This is a genomic window from Methylobacterium aquaticum, assembly GCF_001043915.1.
GTDB classification, from domain to species: Bacteria; Pseudomonadota; Alphaproteobacteria; order Rhizobiales; family Beijerinckiaceae; genus Methylobacterium; species Methylobacterium aquaticum.
The window spans coordinates 1-23,763 of sequence record NZ_LABX01000082.1 but is presented as its reverse complement, the minus strand read 5'-3'; the positions used below and the strand labels follow the sequence as shown (position 1 = coordinate 23,763).

Annotated in this window: 18 protein-coding genes; 12 read left to right on the top strand and 6 right to left on the bottom strand. The window is 69.8% G+C overall.

What is annotated here, in order from left to right; translation table 11 throughout:
- The first annotated feature begins 141 nt into the window (after positions 1-141).
- The 3 genes from VP06_RS11620 (at position 142) to VP06_RS11610 (ending at position 6,641) form a co-directional block, all read left to right on the top strand.
- Positions 142-2,280, top strand: a complete 2,139-nt coding sequence (locus VP06_RS11620) for a TonB-dependent receptor (protein WP_048463929.1) — start codon at positions 142-144, stop codon at positions 2,278-2,280.
- Positions 2,280-3,701, top strand: coding sequence for a peptidase (locus VP06_RS11615; RefSeq protein WP_048463928.1), 1,422 nt, complete (start codon positions 2,280-2,282; stop codon positions 3,699-3,701). Before VP06_RS11620 ends, VP06_RS11615 begins: the two co-directional genes overlap by 1 nt.
- 651 nt (positions 3,702-4,352) lie before the next feature.
- Positions 4,353-6,641, top strand: a complete 2,289-nt coding sequence (locus VP06_RS11610; protein ID WP_048463927.1) for a putative bifunctional diguanylate cyclase/phosphodiesterase — start codon at positions 4,353-4,355, stop codon at positions 6,639-6,641.
- Positions 6,642-6,786: 145 nt separating this feature from the next.
- On the opposite strand, the gene VP06_RS11605 is transcribed toward VP06_RS11610, so the two are convergent.
- A complete protein-coding gene (locus VP06_RS11605) occupies positions 6,787-7,554 on the bottom strand; it encodes an SDR family oxidoreductase (protein WP_048463926.1) in 768 nt (255 codons plus the stop codon).
- Between the two features lie 15 nt (positions 7,555-7,569).
- Positions 7,570-8,289 (bottom strand): GntR family transcriptional regulator, encoded by a 720-nt coding sequence (locus tag VP06_RS11600; protein ID WP_245291149.1) that lies wholly within the window; start codon positions 8,287-8,289, stop codon positions 7,570-7,572.
- 165 nt (positions 8,290-8,454) lie between these two features.
- Here VP06_RS11600 and VP06_RS11595 point away from each other — a divergent pair, with 165 nt between their 5' ends.
- The 5 genes from VP06_RS11595 to kce all read left to right on the top strand — a co-directional run bounded on the left by VP06_RS11595 (position 8,455) and on the right by kce (position 15,204).
- Positions 8,455-9,735, top strand: a complete 1,281-nt coding sequence (locus tag VP06_RS11595; protein WP_048463925.1) for an ABC transporter substrate-binding protein — start codon at positions 8,455-8,457, stop codon at positions 9,733-9,735.
- A 174-nt stretch (positions 9,736-9,909) separates the two neighbouring features.
- The gene (locus VP06_RS11590) at positions 9,910-10,785 is read left to right on the top strand and encodes a branched-chain amino acid ABC transporter permease (protein WP_048463952.1); all 876 of its coding nucleotides are present in this window, start codon (positions 9,910-9,912) and stop codon (positions 10,783-10,785) included.
- A gap of 5 nt (positions 10,786-10,790) precedes the next feature.
- The gene (locus tag VP06_RS11585) at positions 10,791-13,316 is read left to right on the top strand and encodes a branched-chain amino acid ABC transporter ATP-binding protein/permease (protein ID WP_048463924.1); all 2,526 of its coding nucleotides are present in this window, start codon (positions 10,791-10,793) and stop codon (positions 13,314-13,316) included.
- A gap of 20 nt (positions 13,317-13,336) precedes the next feature.
- Positions 13,337-14,263: a 3-hydroxyacyl-CoA dehydrogenase gene (locus VP06_RS11580; protein WP_048463923.1), complete on the top strand. Its 927-nt coding sequence runs from the start codon at positions 13,337-13,339 to the stop codon at positions 14,261-14,263.
- A gap of 11 nt (positions 14,264-14,274) precedes the next feature.
- Entirely contained in the window at positions 14,275-15,204 is a 930-nt protein-coding gene (gene kce, locus VP06_RS11575; RefSeq protein WP_048463922.1) for a 3,5-dioxohexanoate:acetyl-CoA acetone transferase, read from the top strand.
- 223 nt (positions 15,205-15,427) lie between these two features.
- On the opposite strand, the gene VP06_RS11570 is transcribed toward kce, so the two are convergent.
- The 4 genes from VP06_RS11570 to VP06_RS11555 all read right to left on the bottom strand — a co-directional run bounded on the left by VP06_RS11570 (position 15,428) and on the right by VP06_RS11555 (position 18,723).
- Entirely contained in the window at positions 15,428-16,447 is a 1,020-nt protein-coding gene (locus VP06_RS11570) for an SMP-30/gluconolactonase/LRE family protein (protein WP_082167347.1), read from the bottom strand.
- A gap of 389 nt (positions 16,448-16,836) precedes the next feature.
- Complete coding sequence (locus VP06_RS34845) at positions 16,837-17,226, bottom strand: helix-turn-helix domain-containing protein (protein WP_082167346.1); 390 nt, start codon at positions 17,224-17,226, stop codon at positions 16,837-16,839.
- 127 nt (positions 17,227-17,353) lie between these two features.
- Positions 17,354-17,578 (bottom strand): BrnT family toxin, encoded by a 225-nt coding sequence (locus tag VP06_RS11560; protein ID WP_048463920.1) that lies wholly within the window; start codon positions 17,576-17,578, stop codon positions 17,354-17,356.
- A 74-nt stretch (positions 17,579-17,652) separates the two neighbouring features.
- Positions 17,653-18,723, bottom strand: a complete 1,071-nt coding sequence (locus VP06_RS11555; RefSeq protein ID WP_048463919.1) for a malate/lactate/ureidoglycolate dehydrogenase — start codon at positions 18,721-18,723, stop codon at positions 17,653-17,655.
- A 209-nt stretch (positions 18,724-18,932) separates the two neighbouring features.
- Between VP06_RS11555 and VP06_RS11550 the strand changes: the two genes are divergently transcribed.
- The 4 genes from VP06_RS11550 to VP06_RS11535 all read left to right on the top strand — a co-directional run bounded on the left by VP06_RS11550 (position 18,933) and on the right by VP06_RS11535 (position 23,662).
- On the top strand, positions 18,933-20,093 hold the full coding sequence (locus VP06_RS11550; protein WP_048463918.1) for an ABC transporter substrate-binding protein: 1,161 nt from the start codon (positions 18,933-18,935) through the stop codon (positions 20,091-20,093).
- A 107-nt stretch (positions 20,094-20,200) separates the two neighbouring features.
- Positions 20,201-21,076 carry a branched-chain amino acid ABC transporter permease gene (locus tag VP06_RS11545; protein ID WP_048463917.1) on the top strand — a complete coding sequence of 292 codons (876 nt, stop codon included), beginning with the start codon at positions 20,201-20,203 and terminating at the stop codon, positions 21,074-21,076.
- Positions 21,073-22,902, top strand: coding sequence for a branched-chain amino acid ABC transporter ATP-binding protein/permease (locus VP06_RS11540; protein WP_082167345.1), 1,830 nt, complete (start codon positions 21,073-21,075; stop codon positions 22,900-22,902). Before VP06_RS11545 ends, VP06_RS11540 begins: the two co-directional genes overlap by 4 nt.
- Positions 22,903-22,918: 16 nt before the next feature.
- Complete coding sequence (locus VP06_RS11535; protein WP_048463916.1) at positions 22,919-23,662, top strand: ABC transporter ATP-binding protein; 744 nt, start codon at positions 22,919-22,921, stop codon at positions 23,660-23,662.
- The last annotated feature ends 101 nt before the right edge of the window (positions 23,663-23,763 follow it).

Genomic DNA, 23,763 nt, shown 5'->3' with positions numbered 1-23,763 from the left:
TTCCTCCGCCCTGTCACAGGCCGATTGCGCCCGGCGCAACCCATGCCTCGCTGGAGAGGGAAAGAATGTAACATTATAACGTTACATTTCTTTGGTGGTCGGTTACGGATGGCGCCTCTGCCAGCTTCGGACCTCCTCCCCATGCCCGCGCGCCGCGCCCGCCGTTCCACGACTCTCGCCGCCAGCCTCGCCGCTCCGCTCCTGGCGGCCGCGCCCGGCGCCGCCGAGGAACTCGCCCTCGACCGCATCGACGTCGCGGGGGGCCGCCCCCGCGAGGAGGCCGCGCCCGGCCTCAACCTCGCGACGCCGTCGCGCTCCGGCAGCCGCCTCGGCCTCACCCCGTTCGAGACCCCGGCGAGCCTCGACATCATCAGCGGCGAGACCATCCGGGCCCGCGGCCAGAACACCGTCGAGGAGGCGGTGACGCAGAACGCCGTCGGCATCACCAGCATCGCGGCGCCCGGCAACGGCAACCTCGCCTTCACGGCCAGGGGCTTTGCCGGATCGGGCTCGGTGCAGCAGCTCTATGACGGCACGCGGCTCTATGTCGGGGCCGGCACCGTCACCTTCCCGTTCGACACCTGGTCGGCGGAACGGATCGAGGTCTTACGCGGCCCGGCCTCGGTGCTCTATGGCGAGGGGGCGATCGGCGGCATCGTCAACGTGGTGCCGAAGAAGCCGGTCTTCACGCCCATCGGCGAGGCGCGGGCGGCGATCGGCTCGGACGGCCTCGCACGCCTCGCCCTCGACACCGGCGGGCCGGTCGGCGAGAACCTCGCTTACCGACTCAACCTCAGCGGCAACCGGGCCGACGGCTGGGTGAAGCCCGACGGCGATTTTCGCAATCTCGCCCTCTCGGCCGCGGTGACCTGGCGGGCGGCGCCCGATCTGAGCGTCACGCTCTCGCACGACCTCGGCTATAACGAGCCGACCCGCTATTGGGGCTCGCCGCTCATCGGCGACCGGGTGCCCGACCGCTTGCGCTTCACCAACTACAACATCCGGGATTCGCAGATCGCCTGGTTCGACAACTGGACGCAGTTGCGCACCGAGTGGAATCCCACCCCCGACATCACGATCCGCAACACCGCCTATCGCCTCTCGACCGAGCGGCATTGGCGCGACGTCGAGCAATACACCTACCAGCCGGCGACCGGGCTGATCCGGCGCAGCGACTACATCGAGATCTTCCACCACCAGGAGCAGATCGGCAACCGTCTCGACGCCACGTTCCGTGGCAGCCTGTTCGGCTTCAAGACGTCGACGGTCGTGGGCTTCGACGTCAACCACATCGATTTCCGGCGCGACAGCAATGCGCCGTTCGGAGGCGAGAGCACCGTCGATCCATACAATTTTTCCCAAGGCAGCTTCGTCAACCTCACGGGCACCCGGACCGACATCGTCTCGCGCACCCGCCAGGCCTCGGTCTTCGCCGAGAACCGGCTGGAGCTGACGCCGCAGCTCGCCCTGGTGACGGGCGTGCGCTACGACGTGCCCCGGGTGGCGGTGAGCCGGCCGCTCGCGGCGACCGCCTTCGAGAAGACCTTCGATTCCGTCAGCACCCGCGCCGCCGCCATCTACACCCCGACGCCGGACCTCGCCCTCTACGCCCAATATGCCACCGCCGCCGATCCCCTCGGCAGCCTGATCACCACCAGCGTGGCGCAGTCGCAGTTCCAGCTCGCCACCGGCGAGCAGGTCGAGGCCGGCGCCAAGGGCCTGTTCGATGGCGGGCGCGGCGAGTGGACCTTCGCCGGCTACCACATCCGCAAGGACAACCTCCTGACCCCGCTTCCCGATCGGCCGACGCAGGTCGCCCAGGTCGGCAGCCAGTCCTCCCGCGGCGTCGAGGTCGCTTTCGCCTACCAGCTTTCGGACGCCTGGCGCATCGAGGCCAACACCGCCCTGCTGCGGGCGCGCTACGACACTTTCGCTCAGACCATCGACGGGGCGGCGGTGTCGTTCTCCGGCAAGGTCCCGGTCAACGTGCCCCAGCGCGTCACCAATGTCTGGCTCTCCTACGCCTTCGCGCCGGGCTGGGTGGCGCGGGTCGGCGTCAACGATGTCGGGCCGGTCTTCAGCGACTTCGCCAACACCTTTCGCCGGCCGGGCTACACGCTGCTGAACGCCAGCCTGGACTGGCAGGTGACGCCGGCCTCGCGTCTGTCGCTGCGCGGCTACAACCTCACCGACCAGCTCTACGCGGTCTCGGGCAACACCAATTCCTGGCTGCTCGGGCGCCCGCGCTCCGTGGAGTTGGCCTACCACGTCACGTTCTGATGAAGGGCGTGGTCAAGCGCCTGAAGCGATGGCTGCATCTCGGCCATCGCTGGCTCGGCATCGCGACCGGCCTCTTCATCCTCGCCTGGTTCGGCTCCGGGCTGGTGATGCTGGCCGTCGGCTTCCCGGCCCTCACCGGGGCGGAGCGGGTCGCGGCGTCGAGGCCGCTGCGCCTCGACGCCGTGCGGCTGACGCCGCAGGAGGCGCTGGCGCGGGCCGGCCTCGACCGCTTTCCCGCCCGCCTCACCCTGGCGATGCGGGGAGCGGAGCCGGCCTACTGGATCACGCGGGCCGATGGGGGGCGCCAGGCCCTCTCGGCGGTGACGGGCGACGCCGTCCCGCCGCTCACCGCGGAGAGCGCGGCGGCGCTCGCCGCCACCCATCCGGTGACGCGCCACGTGACCGATCTCGGCACGGTCACCCGCGACCAGTGGACCGTGACGGCGGCTTACGACCCGCTGCGGCCGTTCCGGCGCGTGGCCCTGGGCGATGCGGCCGGGACCGAGCTGTACCTGTCGGTCGCCACGGGAGACCTCGCCCTCGACACCACCCGGACCGAGCGGGTGTGGAACTGGGCCGGCGCCGTCACCCACTGGATCTACCTCACGCCGCTGCGGGCGCGGGCGGGCCTGTGGCAGGACGTGGTCCTCTGGATCTCCGGCATCGCGCTCGCCGGGGCCATCACCGGCTATGTCCTCGGCTTCGTCCGGCTGATGCGCGGCCGGCTCACGCCCTATCGCGGCTGGGCCGCCTGGCACCATCTGGCAGGGGTGGCGGGCGGCCTCGTCGTCGTGACCTTCCTGCTCAGCGGCTGGCTGTCGATGAACCCGCGCGGCTGGTTCGGGCCGCGCAGGCCCGATGCCGCCATGCGGACGGCCTATGCGGGGCAGGCGGCGCCGGTCTTCCCGGCGCGCCTCGACGACCTCGCCCGGGCGCCCACCGGCACCGTCGCCCTCGACGCCGTCTGGATCGGCGGGCACCCCCTCGTCGTCGCCACCGGCCCCGGCGGCGCAGCCCCGTGCTGCGGCACCGCCCTGACGCCGGACGCCGTCGTGGCGGCGGCGAGGGCGATGCGGCCGGGGGCGGCGCTCCGGTCGGTGACACGCATCGAGACGCCGGATGCCTATTGGTACGATCGCCATGGCGCCCCAGTCCTGCCGGTCCTGCGCCTCGCCTTCGACGACCCGGCCGCGACCTGGTTCCACATCGATCCCGCGACCGGGGCGATCCTGGGGCGGACGGACCGCAGCGGACGGGCGAACCGCTGGCTGTTCGATGCCCTGCACACCCTCGATGCCGGGCCGCTGGCGCAGCGCCCGGCCGTGCGGCTGACCGTGATCGTCGCCGTCAGCGCCCTCGGCCTGGTGATGGCCGTGAGCGGCACGGTTCTCGGCTGGCGCCGCCTCCGTCGCCGCATGTAAGCACGACAGCGTGTCTCGCCTGCCCGGCCCGAAAGGACACGCAACGATCTCGCGTCCGGTTCGACGCCGATTGCAAAGCCGCCCCGTTTCTGGCGAATCCGTCGAGCGAGACCGCCGCGTGACTCCGGCTACACGGTCATGTCGTTGTGAAGTGGATCGAATACGCTGCCTCATCTCGTGACGGCGATCACGAAGACAGCGCCAAGACCGAGCAGGGCCGGGCGGCGGATCAGCGGGTCACTCACACCGCCTCGACGCTTGCAGCAAGCACGATTGACTACGTTAACCTGGTGACTTGTAGATATGACGGCGCTGGACCCGAACGGATTCGGCGTGCAGGACCAACGACGTGGCGGGCATCAAAACGACCACCGGTTGTGGCGCCACGCATCGACTTCCATCGGCGTCGCTGTCTTGACACGTCGACGTGGGGGTCGTCCGCCGCCACGACGGCATGCCCTGCTCAAATTCTAACCACACAAGCCGAAAATCATCTCACAATACCACGCAGCAGATCAGTCAAGACCCGGATTGTCAAAGCTATCTCCTTGTGACGGACCGCAAAAATGTCAGAATGACGGACGGCGATTCAGATACCGATAACGTTCGGGTTGCATAATGACCACGATCGAAGCCGCTGGACGAGCCGGGATGGCCCTGCACCTCAAGCAATTTCCGAGATTCCTGGCGGAGCGCCGTGGGCCGGTGATCCTGGGCCTGATGGTGGTGCTGCTCCTGTGGATCGGCGTCGCGGCCAAGCACGAGAACGACGTCAGGGGCGCACTTCAGGATTCCGAGCGCACCACGTACAATTTCGCGATGGTGTTCGAGGAGAACGTCCTGCGCTCAATCGGCGAAATCGACAAGTCGCTGCTCTACATGCGCCGCAGCATCGAGAACCGCAGAGACAAGGAGGATTATGCGACGATCGTGAACACGACGGATCTCCTGAGCGAGATCATCGTGCAGGTGGCGATCATCGGGCCGGACGGGGTGATGCGGGCGACCAATGCCGGGCCGCAGCCGCCGCCAGCGACCGATCTCAGCGATCGCGACCATTTCCGCATCCATGTCGAGAGCCCCGACGACGTGCTCTACATCAGCCGCCCGGTGATCGGCCGGGCGAGCGGCCGGGTCTCGGTGCAGATCAGCCGCCGCTTCACCGGGGCGGACGGACGCTTTGGCGGCGTGGTGGTGGCCTCCCTCAACCCGAGCCATCTGACCCAGTTCTACGACAAGATCGATCTCGGCACCCCGGCCTCGATCTCGCTCATCGGCAGCGACGGGGTGGTGCGCTCCAGCGGCGGCGTCGGCGGCGGCTTCGGGGTCGGCGCCGATCTCGGGCGGACCGAGACCTATCAGAAGATCCGCTCCGGCCGGTCCGGCACCTTCACCCTGGAGATGCCGGACGGCGCCGAGAGCCGTCTGGTGACGATCCGCAAGGTGCGCGAGCATCCGCTCTGGGTGAGCGTCAGCGTGCCGGAAAGCGAGATCTATAAGGACTCCCGCGCCACGTTGCGGATGGACGCCCTGGTGGCCGCCCTGCTGACGCTCCTCGTCGGGATCGCGGTGGAGAAGCTCCTGCGCATCGAGGCGAAGCGCTCCGAGGCCGAGGCCCGGGTCGCGCGGCTCGCCTCCCTCGATCCCCTGACCGACCTGCCGAACCGCCGGGTATTCCGCGCCTCGCTGGAGACAATGGCGGAGGCGGCCCGGGGCACGCCGGACGCCACCTACGCGGTGATGTTCCTTGATCTCGACCGGTTCAAGATCGTCAACGACACCCTCGGCCACAAGGTTGGCGACACGCTGCTTCAGGCGGTGGCCGACCGGCTCGCCGCCGTGCTCGCGCCCGGCCAGATCCTGGCCCGGCTCGGCGGCGACGAGTTCGCCCTGCTGATGCCCCGTGCTGGCGACCGGGAGGCCATCGAGGCCGTGGCGCAGCGCATCGCCGAGGCGATCCTGCCACCTTTCGAGATCGGCAGCCACCAGATCCGCTCCAGCGTCAGCATCGGCATCGCGGTCGGCCCGGCGGACGGCCGGAGCGCCGACGACCTGCTGATCGCCGCCGACCTCGCGCTCTACGCTGTGAAGGCGGGCAAGCGCGGCAGCTATGAGTTCTACGACCGGAAGATGAGCGAGGGGCTGGCGGAACGACGCCAGCTCGAAGCCGACCTGCGCCGGGCGATCGAGCGCGGAGAGCTGGAGCTGCATTATCAGCCCTCCATCGTCCTGAAGACCGGGGAGATCGCCGGGTTCGAGGCGCTGGCGCGCTGGCGGCACCCGGAGCGGGGCAACGTGCCGCCCTCGCTGTTCATCTCGATCGCCGAGGAATGTGGCCTGATCCACGCGATCGGCGAATGGTCCCTGGCCGAGGCGTGCCACCAGGCCACGACCTGGCCCGAGCACCTGAAGATCGCCGTCAACCTGTCGCCGGTGCAGTTCTCGGGCCCGGACCTCGTCGGGATGGTGCGCGGGGTCCTGGAGCGGACCGGCCTGCCGGCCCACCGCCTCGAACTCGAGATCACCGAGCAGATGCTGCTCGACAGCGGCGAGGCGACGCTGGCCATCCTGCGCGACCTCAAGGCGCTCGGCCTGCACGTGGCGATGGACGATTTCGGCACCGGCTACTCCTCGCTCAACTACCTGAGGAGCTTCCCGTTCGACCGGATCAAGGTCGACCGCAGCTTCGTCACCGGGCTCGGCACGGGCGCGCAGAACGCCGCGATCGTCCGCGCCGTCATCGACATCGCCCGGGTGCTCGGCATGCGGACCACCGCCGAGGGTATCGAGACGGTCGACCAGCAGCGGGTTCTCGCGCTTCTCGGCTGCGACGAAGTCCAGGGCTACCTGTTCAGCCGGCCAGTTCCCGCCGCGGAGGCGAAGGCGCTGATCGGCCGCTGGTGTGCCGAGACCCAGAAGGCCGAGACCATGGCGGCGTGAGGGATCGGGGGCGGCGTCGCAGGGTCCGATGGCGGATCGCTCGTCGGGGCGTCCCGCGGGGGAAGACCGTCGCGATCCACCGCCGCCGTCCGGCCGAGGGTCCCGGGCGTCCAGGACCCGTGCGTGACCGGGACGATGGCGGCGGTCACGTCAGCATCTGGAGATCGCCATCGACGGCCAGCGCCTGGCCCGAGATGGTCTTGCCCCGCTCGGAGGCCAGGAACAGGATCTGGTCGGCGATCTGGCGGGCGGTGACGTAATCCTTGATCGAGGCCGCCGCGAAGGCCGCCTGCTCGATCTCCGGGACGCTGATCCCGCGCTGCTGCGCCTTGGCCTCCAGCACTCGGCGCTGGCGATCTCCCGCGACGATGCCGGGGAGCACGGCGTTGACCCGGATGCCGTCCGGCCCGAGTTCCCGCGACAGCGACTTGGTGAAGCCGATCACCGCCCATTTCGCCGCCGCGTAGGGCGTGCGGAGCGGAAAGCCGAACCGGCCCGCCGCCGAGGACAGGTTGGCGATCGACGGGTTGGCGCTCGCCCGCAGCCGTGGCACCGCCAGGCGCACGCAGTTGAACTGCCCGGTGATGCAGATGTCGAGCGTGCGGTCCCACTCCTCCGGGGCGATTTCCTCGACGCGCCCGGTCGGCCCGGCAATGCCCGCATTGTTGACCAGGCAATCGAGCCCGCCAAGCGCGCGGTCCGCCTCCGCGAACAGCCGGGCGACATCCTCGCGCGAGGCGACGTCGGCATGGCTGCCGGTGATGCCGGCGGGCAGGGCGGCCAGCGCCACGCGGTCGACGTCGCAGACATGGACCCGCGCCCCCTCCTCCGCGAAGGCCCGCGCCACTTCGAGCCCGATGCCGCCGGCCCCCGCGGTGACCAGCACCGTCAGGCCGCCCAATCCCATCTCCATGATCGGTCTCCGTGTTCAGGGGGCGAGCCGCCCGGTCGTCTCAATGAAGGCGGCGCTGCCGGCGATGTCGGCACTGAGCGCCGCCCGGGCGCCCTCGGCATCCCCCGCCGCCAGCGCCGCCACCAGGGCGGCATGATGCGCCTGGGCCCCGCCCTCGGCGAGGCGGCGGGGGGAGGAGCGCATGTCGAGGTTGAGCACTGGGCCGATGCGCAGCCACAGCCCCTCGATGATCGCGACGAGCGAGGGCAGGCCGGCGGCCTCGTAGACCGCGAAGTGGAGGTCGCGGTTGGCCCGCATCGCCCGCTCCAGATCGGGCTCGGGCGATCGCACCTCGTGCCGGAACGCCGCATCATGCGCCTGGATCGCCGCGAGGGCGCCAGGTCCCACCGCCCGCGCGGCCTCCGCCGCCGCAAAACCCTCGACGGCGATGCGGACCCGGGTCAGCTCGCGGAACTTGTCCAGGGTGATGACCGGCACCCGCACCGCGCGATTCGGCAGCACCTCCAGGGCCTCGTCGGCGACGAGCCGCGACACCGCCTCCCGGGCCGGCATCATCGAGGTGCCGAGCCGCTCCGCCACCGTGCGCAGGGACAGCCGCTCGCCGGGCGCCAGCCCACCGGCGATCAGCAGGTCGCGCAGGGCATCGTAGACCTGAGTGCCGAGGGTGATCCGCGCCAGCCCGCCCTCCGGCTCAGGCCGGTCGCCCGCCCGTGGCTCCCGCCCGGGCGCATGCAAGTCCCGCCTCTCCAAGCGACGGACCTCCCCTGACGTTTCCCCGATCGACGCCTGCGGACGGTGTGGACCGTCTCGACAGGCGCGCCGTTTGATGCCAGCCTAAGTGTGATCACAGATCACGGCAACCCGAACGACCGTGATGCGATCTTGGGCAGGACACGCACCATGACGCAGGGCTTCACCTCCAGGCGCCACCCCAGCGCGGGCCACCTCATCACGCGCCGCCGCCTCGTGCAGGGCGGCCTCGCGGCCGGCGCCGCGCTGGCGATGCCGGGGCTCGTGCGGGCGCAAAGCGGGCAGCCGATCCGCATCGGCCACCTCACGCCGCGCACCGGCTTCCTCGGGCCTCTCGGCGAATACGCCGTGATGGCGGCCCAGCTCGCCACGGAGGAGATCAACGCCGCGGGCGGCATCAACGGCCGCAGGATCGAACTCCTCACGGAGGATTCGGTCAACCCGCAGACCGCCTCCGGCAAGGCCGAGCGCTACATCGAGCGGGACAAGGTCGCGGCGATCGTCGGCGAGATCTCGTCGGCCTCGGCGCTTGCCATCGGCCAGGTGGCGCAACGGGGCAAGACGATCTTCCTCAACACCGGCGCCAATTCGGACGCGTTGCGCGGGCAGGATTGCAAGCGCACCATGTTCCACGTCGAGGGCGCGAACTCGATGTACGTCAAGGCGGTCGGCCGCTCGCTGACCGAGGGCGGGCTGGTCAAGGGCAAGCGCTGGTACTCGCTCACCGCCGACTACGCCTTCGGCCACGACCTGCTGCGGGTCGCCAAGGGGTTCATGCAGAGCCAGGGCGGCACCTTTGCGGCGGACGAGCTGGTGCCGACCGACGCCACCGACTTCTCCGCCTACCTGATCAAGATCCGGCAGGCGAAGCCGGATCTCGTGATCTCGAACCTCGCCGGCAACCAGATCACCAACTTCCTCAAGCAATACGCCGAGTACGGCCTGCCCTTTCCGGTTGCCGGCTTCGGCTTCGACACCGCGCTCGCCTGGGGCGCCGGTCCCGGCAACTTCGCCGGCACCTGGCCGTGCCTGTGGCATCACAAGGTCGACACGCCCTCCGCCAAGGCTTTCGTCGCCGCCTTCACCAAGAAGTACGGCAAGCCGCCGGAGAATCAGGCCTGGGGCGACTACAACGCCGTCAAGATCGTCGCCAAGGCGATGGCCGACACCCAGTCGACCGAGGGGCCGACGCTGGTCTCGTATCTCGAGAGCGGCGCGAAGTTCGACGTGCAGAAGCCCCGCCCGGCCTATTTCCGCGCCCGCGACCACCAGCTCATCAGCGAGATGTACGCGATCACGGCGCTCCCGGCCGACAAGGTCAAGGACAAGTGGGACCTCTTCACCTCCACCCCGGCGATTCCCGGCCCGAACGAGGACATGGAGGTGCTGGCGCCGACGGCGGAGGAGGCGGCGTGCAAGCTGGAGGGGTGACGTCTGCCGGTGCTCCGACGCCGGCACGGTAAGGCGCGCCGCCCCTCTCCAGGCGATCCGGGGCTTGCCCCGGATCGCTGCAAGGTGTGGGAGCGGGGACCCCGCACTTGATCTTGAAGCAGCCGGCGATCTCGAAACGAAGAAGCTCCTTCTCTCTCGGAACTAACCCTCGTGATCTTCCTCACCCTCGCCGTCGAGCAGGTCGTCAACGGCCTGTTCCTGGGCGCCATCCATCTTCTGATTGCGCTCGGATTGTCGCTGATCTTCAGCCTGGGCGGCATCGTCAACCTGGCCCACGGCGCATTCTACGCGATCGGCGCCTACCTGACGATTCAGCTCTCGCCCGCCCTCGGCTTCGGCGGCTCCCTCGTGGCGGCGCCTGTCCTCGTCGCGGCGATCGGCCTCGTGGTCGAGCGGTTCCTGTTCCGCCGCTTCTACCGCTCGGACCCGATCCTCTCGCTGCTCCTCACCTTCGGCCTCGCCATGGTGGCCGAGCAGGGCCTGCGGATGATCTTCGGGGCGCCGCCCCTGCCCTATTCGATCCCCCAGGCCCTGCGCGGGCAGATCCTCCTCGGCGACTTCGTGCTGTCGCGCTACCGGCTCACCATCCTGGCGGCGGTGGTGGTGGCGGTGGCGGTCGTGTGGTTCCTGCTCCAGCGCACCACCTTCGGGCGGGTGGTCCGGGCCGGGGTCCAGAACCCCGACATGGTCGCGGCTCTGGGAATCTCGCTACAGCCCTACATGGCGACCGTGGTCGGCCTCAGCGTCGGCCTCGCGGCTCTCGCCGGGGTGATGCTGGCGCCGATCTCCGGCGTCCATCCGGCCATGGGCGCGGAGGTGCTCACCGGCGCCTTCGTGGTGGTGGTGATCGGCGGGCTCGGCTCGTTCTGGGGCGTGGTGCTGGCCGCGCTCATCGTCGGGGTCGTCCGCGGCCTGATGGTGCTGGTCTATCCGGGCTTCGCCGAGGCGGCGATCTACGCCCTGATGGCGGTCATCCTGCTCGTGCGGCCCCGCGGCCTGCTCGGCGAGCGCATCCTGCGGTTCGAGTGACGACGATGACGGATCGCAGCGAGAGACTGACCCTGCCGCTGATCGCGGTCGCCCTCGTGGCCCTGCCGTTCGGCCTGTCGGCCCTCGGCCTCACCCTCACCTCGGCCACCGACGTGGTGGTGTTCGCGGTGGCCTGCCTGGGGCTCAACATCCTGGTCGGGCAGACCGGCCTCGTCTCCTTCGGCCACGGCGCGTTCTTCGGCATCGGCGCCTATGCGGCGGCGATCGGCCAGCGCCAGCTCTTTCCCGGCACGTTGGTGCCGCCGACCCTGTTCGCCCTCGTGGTCGTGGCGCTCGCCGCCCTCCTCCTCGGCCTGCTGATCCTGCGCCGCCGCGGCGTCTACTTCTCGCTCCTGACGCTGGCCCTGTCGGCCCTCTCCTTCACGGTGGCGTTCCGCTGGACCGCGCTCACCGGCGGCGAGAGCGGCTATGGCGGCGTCGAGCGGACCCGGCTCCTCGGACTCGACCTCGATGCGGCCTGGACCTGGTACGGGCTCGTGGCCGTCGTCGGCTTCGCGGTCGCCGTGGGGCTTTCGCGCTTCCGCCGCTCGCCGCTCGGCACCGTGCTGGAGGCGATCCGCGAGAACGAGCAGCGGGCGCGCTTCCTCGGCTATCCGACCAACCGCTACAAGCTCGTCGCCTTCACGGTCTCCGCCACCGTGACGGGGCTCGCCGGCGTGCTCAGCGTCTTCACCCACCGCTTCGCCTCGGCCGAGCCGCTCGGCTCCGCCTTCTCGGGCGAATTGCTCGCCATGGTGGTGATCGGCGGCATGCGGGGCTTTGCCGGGCCGGCGATCGGGGCTTTGTTCTTCATCCTGTTCCGGGAGATGCTGTCGATCTGGACCGCCAACTGGCTGTTCTGGTTCGGCCTCCTCTTCGTGGGCTTCATCCTGTTCTCGCCCGACGGGCTCGTCGGCATCGGCCGGCGGCTGTACCGGATGGTCCGGCCGCCCGCCACCGAGGACGCCGCCATGGCGGGGCGCAAGGCGGGGCTGCCGGAGAACCTGCCGCCGTTCCTGCGGCCCGACGGCGTGGTCGACGGGGTCATTCTGGCCGCCCGCGGCATCGCCAAGCGCTTCGGCGGGCTGAAGGCGGTCGACGGCGTCACCATCGCGGTCCGCGACCGGACGCTGCACGCCCTGATCGGGCCCAACGGCGCCGGCAAGACCACCGCCTTCAACCTGATCTCCGGGATGTTTCAGCCCGATTCCGGCACCGTGGCCCTGGCCGACCGCTCGATCGTCGGCTTTGCGCCGGAGCGGATCTGCGAGGCCGGCATCGGCCGCTCGTTCCAGATCACCAATCTCTTCCCGGCCCTCACCGTCGAGGACAACATCCGGCTTGCCGTGCAGGGGCGGCGCCCCGGCCGCTTCGATCCCTGGCGCGACGCCCGTGCGGACCGGGAGGCGGCGGCCGAGACCACCGAGATCCTGCGCTGGCTCGGCCTCACCGGGCTGGAGCGGGCCGAGGCCGGCTCGCTCTCCTATGGCGGCCAGCGCCTGCTCGACATGGGGGTCGCGCTCGCGACGAAGCCCCGGGTGCTGCTCCTCGACGAGCCGCTGGCGGGCCTCGCCGCCGCGGAGCGCACCCGCATCGGCGACATCATCAAGCGCGTCTCGACCGAGGTGCCGGTCCTGATGGTCGAGCACGACATCGACCGGGTGTTCCAGATCGCCGATGCCGTGACGGTGATGAACGAGGGCACGGTGCTGGTCGACGGCACGGTGGAGGATGCCCGCACCTCGCCACGGGTGCAGGAGGTCTATATCGGCTCCGGCACCGCCGCGATGGCGGCGAAGGCCCGCCCGAGCGCCGCCGAGCCGCAGGTGCTGCTGTCGCTCGACGGCGTCGATACCTTCTACGGCAAGAGCCACATCCTCTCGGGCGTCACCTTCGATGTCCACGCCCACGAGATCGTCGCCTTGCTCGGCCGCAACGGCGCCGGCAAGTCGACCTGCCTCAAGACCATCACGGGGCTGGCGCCCCACGCCGCCGGGCACATCCGGCTCGGGTCTGATCGCCTCGATGGCCGCTCGGCGGCGGCGATCGCGAAGGCCGGCATCGGCTACGTGCCGCAGGGGCGCGGGCTCTTCGCCGGGATGAGCGTCGCCGAGAACCTGGAGCTGGGCCGGCTCAAGCGGCGCACCGGCAACGGCGTGCACTGGGACGAGGAGCGGGTGCTGTCCTACTTCCCGCGCCTGCGCGAGCGCTGGCGCACCCCCGCCGACTACCTGTCGGGCGGCGAGCAGCAGATGGTGGCGGTGGCCCGCGCCCTTTCCGGCGACGTGCGGGTGCTGCTCCTCGACGAGCCGTTCGAGGGGCTGGCCCCGGCGGTGGTCGAGAGCCTGTTCGAGACCTTCGACGCGCTCCGCCGGGAGGTCTCGATCGTGATCGTCGACCACAACCTCGACCTCGCGCTGGCCCTCTCCGACCGGACCGTGGCGCTGGAGCGCGGCCGGGTGATGCATACCGGCCCCTCGCAGGCCCTGCGTGACGACCTCTCCTTGCGCCGTCAGGTGCTGTGGCTGTGATTGATTCTGGAGGAGGTTCGATGCCGACCGTCGCCGTCGTCGGGTCCGGGCTGATCGGCCGGTCCTGGGCCGTGGTCTTCGCCCGGGCCGGGTTCGCCGTCCGCCTCACCGACATCCATCCCGCGGCCTTGGACGCCGCGCCGGACCACATCGAGGCGGCCCTGCGCCAGCTCGAAGCTCACGGCCTCGTCGCCGACGTGCCGGGGGCCTTGGCCCGGATCCGGACCTGTCCGACCCTCGCCGAGACGGTGGCGGGCGCCGACCTCGTGCAGGAGAACGGGCCCGAGACCGTCGAAGCCAAGCGGGCGCTGTTTTCCGAACTCGACGCCCTGTGCGGGCCGGACACGATCCTCGCCTCCTCGACCTCTGCCATCGTCGCCTCGCTGTTCACCGAAAGCCTCGCGGGGCGGGCCCGCTGCCTCGTCGGCCACCCGGTCAATCCGCCCCACCTCGTGCCGGTGGTGGAACTCTGCGGCGCGCCCTGGACCGATCCGGCGGTGATCGCGCGCGCCCGCGCCCTCTACGAGGCCGCCGGGCAGGCCCCCGTCACCGTGCATCGCGAAGTCGAGGGCTTCGTGCTCAACCGGCTCCAGGGGGCCCTGCTCTCGGAGGCGTTCCGCCTCGTCGCCGAGGGCGTGGTGAGCCCGGCCGATCTCGACCGGACGGTGGCCGAGGGGTTGGGCCTGCGCTGGTCCTTTCTCGGGCCCTTCGCCACGATCGACCTCAACGCGCCGGGGGGCGTGGCCGATTACGCCGCCCGCTATGGCGGCTTCTATGGCCGCCTTGCCGCCGATCCGGCCCCGGCCTCGGTGTGGTCGCCCGACAGCGCCGCCCGCATCAATGCCGCCTGGGGCGGCGGCCCCGATCCCGCCCCGCCGGCGGAGCGCAGCCGGCGCCGCGACGCGCGCCTCGCCGCCCTCATGGCGCACAAGCGCGCCCACTCTTAGGAGGAACTCTCATGGCCAAGCGGAAAGTCGTCATCACCTGCGCCGTCACAGGCGCGATCCACACCCCGTCGATGTCGCCGCACCTGCCGGTGACCCCCGACGAGATCGCCGAAGCCGCGATCGGCGCGGCAGAGGCGGGAGCGGCCATCGTCCACCTGCATGCCCGCGACCCGAAGACCGGCAAGCCCGACCAGTCGCCCGGGGCGTTCGAACCGTTCCTGAAGGTCATCAAGCAGCGCTCGAACTGCGTGGTGAACCTCACCACCGGCGGCGCCCCGACCATGGGCATCGACGAGCGCCTCGGGCCGGCAGCCCATTTCAAGCCCGAGGTCGCCTCGCTCAACATGGGGTCGATGAATTTCGGCCTCTTTCCGATGCTGGAGCGGTTCAAGACCTTCGAGCACGACTGGGAGGAGCCTTATCTCGCGGGTTCGCGCGACCGGATCTTCAAGAACACCTTCGCGGATATCGAGCACATCCTGACGACCTGCGCCGAGAGCGGCACCCGGTTCGAGGTCGAGTGCTACGACATCGGCCATCTCTACACGCTGGCCCACTTCGCCGATCGCGGCGTGATCAAGCCGCCCTTCTTCGTCCAGAGCGTGTTCGGCATCCTCGGCGGCATCGGCCCGCATCCGGAGGACGTCCAGCACATGAAGCGCACCGCCGACCGGCTGTTCGGCGCCGATTACCGCTGGTCGGTGCTGGGGGCGGGCCGCAACCAGCTCCCCATCGCCGCGCAGGCGATCGCGCTCGGCGGCAACGTCCGGGTGGGGCTGGAAGATTCGCTGTGGATCGGGCCCGGCCGGATGGCAGAATCCAATGCCCAGCAGGTCCTGAAGGCGCGCCAGATCATCGAGGGCCTGGGGCTCGACGTCGCGACGCCGGACGATGCGCGGGAGATCCTGGCGCTGAAGGGCGGCGACCGGGTGAATTTCTAGCGCTTTGATTGGACGTATACTGTCGGGCGCCGCGCGCCCAACCCTCCCCCTCTGCGGGGGAGGGCGGTCCCTGCGCCAGCAGGGGCCGGGAGAGGGGCCGCGCGACATCGAAGGATGTCGCGCCCTTCAGAACGGCCCCAGTTCATCCGGACGCGGTGTCCCCTCCCCCACAGAGGGGAAAGGGTTCATGCTCACGGCACGTTCAGTGTCGTTTCAATCTTCCCTACGGCACCATCGCGCCCTGCGTCTCCACATACACCGCGTAGACCGAGGTGCTCGCCGTCATGAACAGCCGGTTCTTCTTCGGTCCGCCGAAGCACAGGTTGGCGCAGGTCTCCGGCAGGTGGATCTTGCCGATCAGATCGCCGGACGGCGCGTAGCACCGCACGCCATCCTCCTTCGGGTCGGCCCAGCCCATCGAGCACCAGACGTTGCCGTCGACGTCGGTCCGCACCCCGTCGGTGAAGCCCGGCGCGAAGCCTTCCGCGAAGACCCGGTCGCCGGTGAGCCGGTCGCCCTCGACGGTGAAGGCGCGGATGTTCGAGCGTCCGCCATGGGTGAGGCCGGAATCGACCACGTAGAGGGTCTTCTCGTCGGGCGAGAAGGCGAGGCCGTTCGGCCGGTCGATGCCTTCCGCCACCACCTTGGCCTGGCCGGTCGCCGGATCGAGGCGATAGACCCGGGTCGGCAGCTCCGCCTTGTCCTTGTGGCCCTCGTAGAACCCGTCGATGCCGTAGCCCGGATCGGTGAACCAGACCGCGTTGTCGGACGCCACCACCACGTCGTTGGGGGCGTTGAGCGGCTTGCCGTCGAACCTGTCGATCAGCACCGTGATCGTGCCGTTCGGCTCGGTGCGGGTGACCCGGCGGGTGTCGTGCTCACAGGTGAGAAGGCGCCCCTGGCGGTCGCGGGTATTGCCGTTCGAGTAGTTGGAATTGGCCCGGTAGACGCTGACATGGCCGTTCTCGAGCCAGCGCATGATCCGGTTGTTCGGGATGTCGCTCCACAACAGGTAGCCGCCGTCCCGGAAGTAGACCGGGCCTTCGGCCCAGCGGAAGCCGGTGGCGATGCGCTCGATGGCGGCGTTGCCGACCTTGTAGCGGAAGCGCTTGTCCAAAGCCTCGACCCGCGGGTCGGGGTAGCGGGTGCCCGGCAGGTCGCCGAGGGGCAGCCGGTCGGCCCGCGCCGCGACCGTGGTCGCAGCCAGGGCGGCGGCGCCCGCGAGGACGTCACGTCGGTTCATCACTCGTCTCCTCCCGTCCGGTCTTCGCGCCGGACCGGGGGATTGTAAGGAAGCGGGGCGTGGTGTCTCGTGGTTTTCTGGTCGATGAGGGGATGGTGCCGCAGCCGGGACGTGAGACAGGGGCGCGGTGTGCTCGTGAGAGGCGGCATGGCTGGAGACGAGGCGGATGGGCCGGCGAGGACCGATCGTGCAGGTTGCCGCAGCGATCACGCTCCGGCCCCATCAAGGCCGAGACGGTCCAGCCCGATGTCGGAATGGGCCGGAGTGAGGGCCCGGCCGATCTCTCCATCCTTCTCGATGTGATCGACAGCATGCCGGCCGACATGCTGTCGGAGTGTCGCGACGAGAGACCGCCACAGGAGCGGCACGGGCTTGAGTGTTGCCCGAGACTACCGAGCCGACGGTGGAGCCGCTGCCTCATCGGCATCGTCCGGCACGACGACCGAACCAAGAGCCGCCAAGGCCGCTTCCGGCTCCCGCGCCACGACGGTCAGCAGGGCGCGGGCCGGCGCGTCCGGCACGGTGCGGCCCTGCTCCCAGTTGCGCACCGTCGCCAGAGGAATGTGCAACGCCTCCGCGAACTCACGCTGTGTCAGGCCCAGGCGAACCCGCACGTCCCGAGGACCCGGCACGACCCGCGCGGCAGCCAGCTCGACATCCGGATCGAAGCCGTCCTCCTCCTGATAGGCCCGGATATGCTCCTCCGTCGTCGCATCCAGTTTGGCTTCGTCCACCTGGGGGCGATGCAGGAGCGCCTGGCTCAGACTGAATTTCGCCATCGCGTCCGCTCCTTCCTGTTCGAGGGCTAAGCAGATTTCGCCGAAGTGGTCGCCGGTTCGGCGGCAAAATCTGCGATCAAACAAGACCCTAAGCGGACGAAGCGTTGGCCTGCCGACGCAAGTCTGCTTAGGCGGTGATGATCCAGCGCACCGCCCCCCGATCCGTATAGACGATGGTGTCGAATCGGCCTCCGACCTCACCGACCGCAATCATGCGAGGCTCGCCGTAGGCTTGGCGCAGATCCTGCCACTCGACGGTCCTGCCGAGGACGAATCCGACGGCATCCTCGAAGCCGAAGCCGCGCTCCGCGCGCACCGTCTCGCTCTTCCCGTCGTGCCAGTCGAAATCCATGCGGCCAGGTAAGCTCGTAGCGTACCTGCCGCAAGGCCGTCATACGGCGTGCCGGGGTCGGCCAATCAGCCCCCTCACCCCCGATACGCCTCCCCATCCAGCCCATGCGGCCGTCCCGCCGCCAGCAGCGTCTCCCAGACCGGATCCGGCAGCGGCACGCCCTCGGCCAGACGCTGCGCCCGAATCCGCCGCTCCGGCTCGCCCGGCAGCAGCACCTCGCCGCCGGGCACCGGCCGGGCGCCCTTGAAGAAGTCGAGATAGGCGCGGGTCTCCTGCACCATCGCGTCCTGCGAGCCGAACGCCTCCGGCGTCATGTAGAGCGACAGCATCCCGTTGCAGAACCGCCGCGCCCCCGGGCCCGCCGTGCCCGATCCGGTGAGCGCGCCGGCGAGCAATTCGCAGAGCAGCGCCAGCCCCGAGCCCTTGTGCTCGCCGAAGGCCCGGATCGCGCCGGCGCCCTTGAGGTTGTCGCGGTCGGGGCCGTCGAGGGGACCATAGAGCGTCGCGGGGTCGGCCGAGAGGCGCCCGTCCGGCTCGATCAGCACGCCCTCGGGGAGCGCCTTGCCGCCCTGCGAGGCGACCAGCACCTTGCCCTCGGCCACCGCCGAGGTGGCGAAGTCGAGGATCACCGGCTCGGCGCCCGCCACCGGAAAACCCGCCGCGAAGGGCGCGGTGGAGAAGCGCCGCTCGACCGAGCCGAACGGCGCGACGAGCAGGCTCCCCGCCACGTTGACGAAATGCACCGAGACGAGGCCGGCGCTCGCGGCCTGCTCGGCCCATTCGCCGATGCGGCCGAGATGGCCGGCATGGCGCAACGCCACGATGGCGACGCCGGTCTCGCGCGCCTTGCGGATCCCGAGTTCGGTCGCGAAGGGGCCGGCGGTCTGGCCGAAGCCGTAATGCGCGTCGACGAGGGCGAAGGCCGGGCCGTCGGTCACGATCTCCGGCGTGCGGTCGGCCTCGACCTCGCCCTCCCGCAGCCAGGCGACGTAGCGCGGCACCCGGATCACCCCGTGGCTGTCGTGCCCGGTCAGGTTGGCGGCGACGAGATAGCGGCCGATCCGCCCGGCCTCCGCCTCCGAGCAGCCCTCTCGCGAAAAGATGTCCCGCACATAGGCGGTCAGGCCGCTGGCTGAGATCTGCATGACGTCCTCCCGGTATTCTTGATTCTGGCGGGCGGGAGAATGGCCGCGCCGGCGGCCGCGGTCGAGGGTGTCCGGCGCAGATCTGCCCGGGCATTTTTAATCCTGAAGGAAGGGATCTGGGGGATGGACATGGCAGCGCTGCCGGTGTCTCATCCCCGGCAAGGCCGGGCCTCGAAGCATCGGCCAATGCCCATGGGAGGAACATGCCGATGAGGACGACGCGCCGCGTTTTCCTGAAGAGTGCGGCCACGGTCGCGGTTGCCGGCGTGGTCGCGCCGTCGATCATCCGGCCGGCGAGCGCGCAAGGGGGTACCCTGCGGATCGGCATGGTGCTGCCGGTGACCGGTCCCGGCGCCGATGCCGGCCGCTTCGCCCTCAACGGCGCCAAGATCGCCCTGGAGGCCGTCAACAAGGCTGGCGGCGTCCTCGGCAAGCCGATGGAGATCGTCACCGAGGACGACCAGACCACCAATCCGGGCGCGGTGCTGGCCTTCTCCAAGCTCGCCTCGCAACCCGATCTCGTGGCGTTCCTCGGCTCGATCCGCTCGACCCAGAACCACGCCATGGCGCCGGACATCCTCAAGACCGGAAAGCCCGTCGCCTTTGGCGGCACCGACCCGGTGCTGACCCAGCTCGGCAATCCCTGGCTGTTCCGCTTCCGGCCGAACGACAGCTTCTCGGCCCGCGTCATCGCCGAATACGGCGTCGGGACGCTCGCCAAGAAGAAGTGGGCGATCATCCACTCGACCGACGCCTTCGGCACCAGCGGCGCCAAGGCGCTCACCGAGGCGTTGGGCAAGGCCGGTGCCACGGTGGCGCTCGACCAGGGCTACACCAACCAGAGCCAGGACTTCACGCCGGTGGTGCTGGCGATCCGCCAGTCGGGCGCCGACGTGATCGGCTCCTACTTCACCTTCGAGAACGACCTCGGCATCTTCGCCCGGCAATTGCGCCAGCTCGGCGTGCAGGCGCCGTGGGTCGGCTCGGCCTCGATCGTCAACGTCACGGCGCTCAAGCTCGCCGGTCCCTCGCTCTACAACACCTACGGGGTGGCGGATTACGCGGAAGAATCGAGCGACGCGGCGCGCAACTTCGGCAAAGCCTACCGGGCGGTGATGAAGCTCGCCCCCGACAACCAGTCCTCCTGGACCTTCGACGCCGTGACGGTGCTGGCGAAAGCCATCAACGCCGCCGGCAAGACCGACCCGAAGGCGATCCGCGAGGCTTTGCTCGCCATCCGCGGGCATGAAGGCGCCGAAGGCACCTACAATTTCGACCAGAACGGCGACGGCCTGCACGGCTACAACGTGGTGCGCAACGACAAGGGCACCATCGTGTTCGACAAGCGCATCGACTTCTACAAAGCCTGACCTTTCGGACGACCCGAGCGGGATGGCGGGAGCCGTCCCGACACCGTTTCGGCCGCGGCGCCCGGCGCGGCGGCACGACCCTTTTCATCCGATCGGGGCGGGCCCGCATGGACCTCATCCTCCAGCTTCTGTTCACGGGAATCGGCATCGGCGCCGTCTACGCGCTCGTCGCGCTCGGCTTCGTGCTGATCTTCCGCGCCACCAACGTGGTGAACTTCGCGCAAGGCGAGTTCTCGATGGTCGCCGCCTTCCTGATGGTGGTCTTCGCCGTCGATCTGCAATGGCCGTACTGGCTGTCCTTCCTGCTCGCCATCGGCGGCATGGCGATGCTGGGGGCGCTGTTCAATCTCGGCGTCTATTATCCGTTGCGCCACCGCACCTACCTGCCGGTGATCATCTCGACCATCGGCGCCTCGATCTTCCTCGCCAACACCACGCTCGCCCTCTACGGGCCGCAGCCGCAGGTGCTGCCGCCGGTCTTCGAGACGCAAGGCTTCCTGATCGGCCCAGTCTTCCTCGACACCCAGTACCTGCTCATCATCGTCGTGACCGCGGTGCTGGTGGCGTTCCAGTACTGGTTCTTCGAGCACACGCTCCTCGGCAAGAAGCTGCAAGCTACCTCCCAGGACAAGGAGATGGCCGCACTCCTCGGCATCCCGGTCGCCGGCATGATCATGCTGACCTTCGTGTACAGCGCGGTGCTGGGCGGCATCGCCGGCATCCTGGTGGCGCCGGTGTTGTTCGTGTCGATCCAGATGGGCGCCACCATCGCGCTCAAGGCTTTCGCCGCCACCATCATCGGCGGCTTCGGCGACGTGACCGGCGCGATCATCGGCGGGCTGGCGCTCGGCATCATCGAGACCTTCGGCGCCGCCTACGTCTCGGTGCCCTACAAGGACGCCTTCGCGTTCATCGTCCTCGTCGCCTTCCTGGCCTTCCGCCCGCAGGGCATCTTCGGCGAACGCATCGCGGAGAAAGCATGACCGGCTCCCCTCGCCCCGTCGCGGCGGACCCGGTGTCCGTGGCCCCCGCCCGCCGCTTTCCCCTCGGCACCCTCGCCTACCTCGCCCTGGTGGCGGTCGCGGTGGTCCTCGCCGCCACGACGCCGTTCAGCGGCTACGTGCTCAACATCCTGATGCAGGCCGCGACCTACGCCATCGCGGTCATCGGGCTCACGGTCGTGCTCGGCCTGTGCGGGCAGATCAACCTCGCGCAGGCCGCCTTCTTCGGCATCGGCGCCTACGCGGTCGGCCTCGGCACGGTCGATCTCGGCATCAGCTTCTGGCTCTGCCTGCCGATCGGCCTCGTCCTGGCGCTCATCCTCGGCGCGGGCCTCGGCGCCTCGACGCTGCGGCTCGGCGGCCATTACCTCGCCATGGTGACGATCTCGTTCCAGCAGATCCTGACGCTGATCATGATCAACTGGATCCCGGTCACCCACGGGCCGGACGGCGTGCCGAACATCAAGCGCCCCGGCCTGTTCACCGACGGCCAGAGCTACCTGGCGCTCTGCGTCGTCGTGCTGGCGGCGGTCGCCTACGCGGTGTGGCGGATGCCCGAGACGCGCCTCGGCCGCGCCATGCGGGCGGTGCGCGACAACGAGCTGGCGGCGGGCGTCACCGGCATCGACATCTATCGCACCAAGGTCATGGCCTTCGCCATCGGGGCGCTGCTGGCGGGCCTGGGCGGTGGCCTGTTTGCTGGCAGCTTCACCTATATCAGCCCGGACCAGTTCTCCTTCGCCGAATCGGTGGTCTTCCTCACCATGGCGCTGCTCGGCGGCGTTGGCTCGCCGGTCGGCGCGGTGATCGGCACCGGGCTGCTGATCCTGATCCCCGAATGGCTGCGGTTCCTGAAGGAGATCCCGGGCCTTTATCTCGCGATCTATGGCCTCGCCGTCATCCTGATCGTGGTGTTCATGCCGGAGGGCATCTGGGGCTTCCTCGGCGATCAGGTGAAGCGCCTGCGGCCGCGCAAACCCGCCGCATCCCGGGCTCAGGACCTGACGCTGACGCAGGACGCGGCCTCGACGGCCCCGGTGCTCCAGGTCGAGGGGCTGTCCAAGCATTTCGGCGGCCTCAAGGCCGTGGACGAGGTCAGCTTCACGGTGACCCGCGGCGGCATCCATGCCCTGATCGGCCCGAACGGCTCTGGAAAAACCACGACGCTCAACGTGCTGTCGGGCCTCTACACCCCGACCGGCGGCCGGGTGCGGCTCAACGGGCAGGACATCACCCGCTTCGCGCCACACCAGCGCGCCGGCTCGGGGCTGGGGCGGACGTTCCAGAACATCCGCCTCTTTCGCTCGATGAGCGCGCTCGAGAACGTGGTGATCGGCGCCGAGCGGCCAGGCAACGGCATCGTCGCCCATGACCGCGCCTCCCTGGAGGCGCGGGCCCGCGCGGCGCTCGCCTTCGTCGGGCTGGAGGCGCGGGCCGACGAGCCGATCTCGTCCTTCTCCTACGGCCACCAGCGCCTCGTCGAGATCGCCCGGGCGCTCGCCGGCAACCCGGTGCTGCTGCTCCTGGACGAGCCGGCGGCGGGCCTCAACTCGACCGAGAAGAACGCGCTCACCGTGCTCCTGCGCCGGATGGCCGCCAAGGGCCTGACGATCCTGATCATCGACCACGACATGACCCTGGTGAGCGACGTGGCGAGCCACATCACGGTGCTGAATTTCGGCCGGCGCATCGCCGACGGGGAGACGGTCACGGTGCTGCGCGAGCCCGCCGTGATCGAGGCGTATCTCGGTCAGGAGAGCACAGAGGGGCCGGGCGCCGGCCTCAAGACCGATCTCGCCCCCGCGTGAGCAGGAGACACACACGATGGCACTCCTGGATATCCGCGACCTGACCGTGCGCTACGGCGAGATCGAGGCCGTGCGCGGCATCTCGTTCTCGGTCGAGGCCGGCGAGGTCGTGACGCTCCTCGGCTCCAACGGCGCCGGCAAGTCGACGACGCTCAAGACCATCTCGGGGCTGGTGAAGCCGGCCGGCGGCGACGTCCTGTTCGAGGGTCAGTCGCTTCTCGGCCTCAAGCCCGAGGAGATCGTGCGCCGCGGCGTGGCGCATGTGCCGGAGGGGCGCCGGGTCTTCCCGGGCCTCACGGTGCGCGAGAACATCATGCTGGGCGCCTCGAACCGGACGGGGCTCACGAGCCGCCAGATCCGCGACGAGGCGGAGGGCATGTTCGAGCTGTTTCCCGATATCCGCCGCTTCGGCGACGCGCTCGGCTGGACGCTCTCGGGCGGCCAGCTCCAGATGGTGGCGCTCGCCCGCGGGCTGATGGCCAAGCCCCGCATCCTGCTCCTCGACGAGCCCTCGCTCGGCCTCGCCCCGGTCATCGTCCAGGCGGTGTTCGCGATCATCGCCGAGGTGCGCCGGCGCGGCACCACCGTGCTCCTCGTCGAGCAGAACGCCCGGATGGGCCTCTCGGTCGCCGATCGCGGCTACGTGCTGGAGACCGGCCAGCTCGTGCTCAGCGGCGCGCCGCAGGACCTGTGGGCCAACGACGACATCCGCGCGGCGTATCTCGGCGGGCGGGCCAAGGTGGAGGCTTTGGCGCATTAAAGCGTTTTTCGACCAAATGGACACCGGTTGGTCGCAGAAGATGCGGCAAGATCAAAGAGCGAGAGAAGCTTCGCGATGGCAACGCCATCGTGAAGCGCTCT

Excerpts from the sequence above, each read along its gene's own strand:
- VP06_RS11550 (WP_048463918.1), top strand. The coding sequence starts at position 18,933 with ATGAGGACGACGCGCCGCGTTTTCCTGAAGAGTGCGGCCACGGTCGCG.
- VP06_RS11540 (WP_082167345.1), top strand. The coding sequence starts at position 21,073 with ATGACCGGCTCCCCTCGCCCCGTCGCGGCGGACCCGGTGTCCGTGGCC.
- VP06_RS34845 (WP_082167346.1), bottom strand. The coding sequence starts at position 17,226 with ATGGCGAAATTCAGTCTGAGCCAGGCGCTCCTGCATCGCCCCCAGGTG.
- VP06_RS11595 (WP_048463925.1), top strand. The coding sequence starts at position 8,455 with ATGACGCAGGGCTTCACCTCCAGGCGCCACCCCAGCGCGGGCCACCTC.
- VP06_RS11535 (WP_048463916.1), top strand. The coding sequence starts at position 22,919 with ATGGCACTCCTGGATATCCGCGACCTGACCGTGCGCTACGGCGAGATC.
- VP06_RS11620 (WP_048463929.1), top strand. The coding sequence starts at position 142 with ATGCCCGCGCGCCGCGCCCGCCGTTCCACGACTCTCGCCGCCAGCCTC.
- VP06_RS11605 (WP_048463926.1), bottom strand. The coding sequence starts at position 7,554 with ATGGAGATGGGATTGGGCGGCCTGACGGTGCTGGTCACCGCGGGGGCC.
- VP06_RS11560 (WP_048463920.1), bottom strand. The coding sequence starts at position 17,578 with ATGGATTTCGACTGGCACGACGGGAAGAGCGAGACGGTGCGCGCGGAG.
- VP06_RS11545 (WP_048463917.1), top strand. The coding sequence starts at position 20,201 with ATGGACCTCATCCTCCAGCTTCTGTTCACGGGAATCGGCATCGGCGCC.
- VP06_RS11580 (WP_048463923.1), top strand. The coding sequence starts at position 13,337 with ATGCCGACCGTCGCCGTCGTCGGGTCCGGGCTGATCGGCCGGTCCTGG.
- kce (WP_048463922.1), top strand. The coding sequence starts at position 14,275 with ATGGCCAAGCGGAAAGTCGTCATCACCTGCGCCGTCACAGGCGCGATC.
- VP06_RS11615 (WP_048463928.1), top strand. The coding sequence starts at position 2,280 with ATGAAGGGCGTGGTCAAGCGCCTGAAGCGATGGCTGCATCTCGGCCAT.
- VP06_RS11585 (WP_048463924.1), top strand. The coding sequence starts at position 10,791 with ATGACGGATCGCAGCGAGAGACTGACCCTGCCGCTGATCGCGGTCGCC.
- VP06_RS11555 (WP_048463919.1), bottom strand. The coding sequence starts at position 18,723 with ATGCAGATCTCAGCCAGCGGCCTGACCGCCTATGTGCGGGACATCTTT.
- VP06_RS11570 (WP_082167347.1), bottom strand. The coding sequence starts at position 16,447 with ATGAACCGACGTGACGTCCTCGCGGGCGCCGCCGCCCTGGCTGCGACC.
- VP06_RS11610 (WP_048463927.1), top strand. The coding sequence starts at position 4,353 with ATGGCCCTGCACCTCAAGCAATTTCCGAGATTCCTGGCGGAGCGCCGT.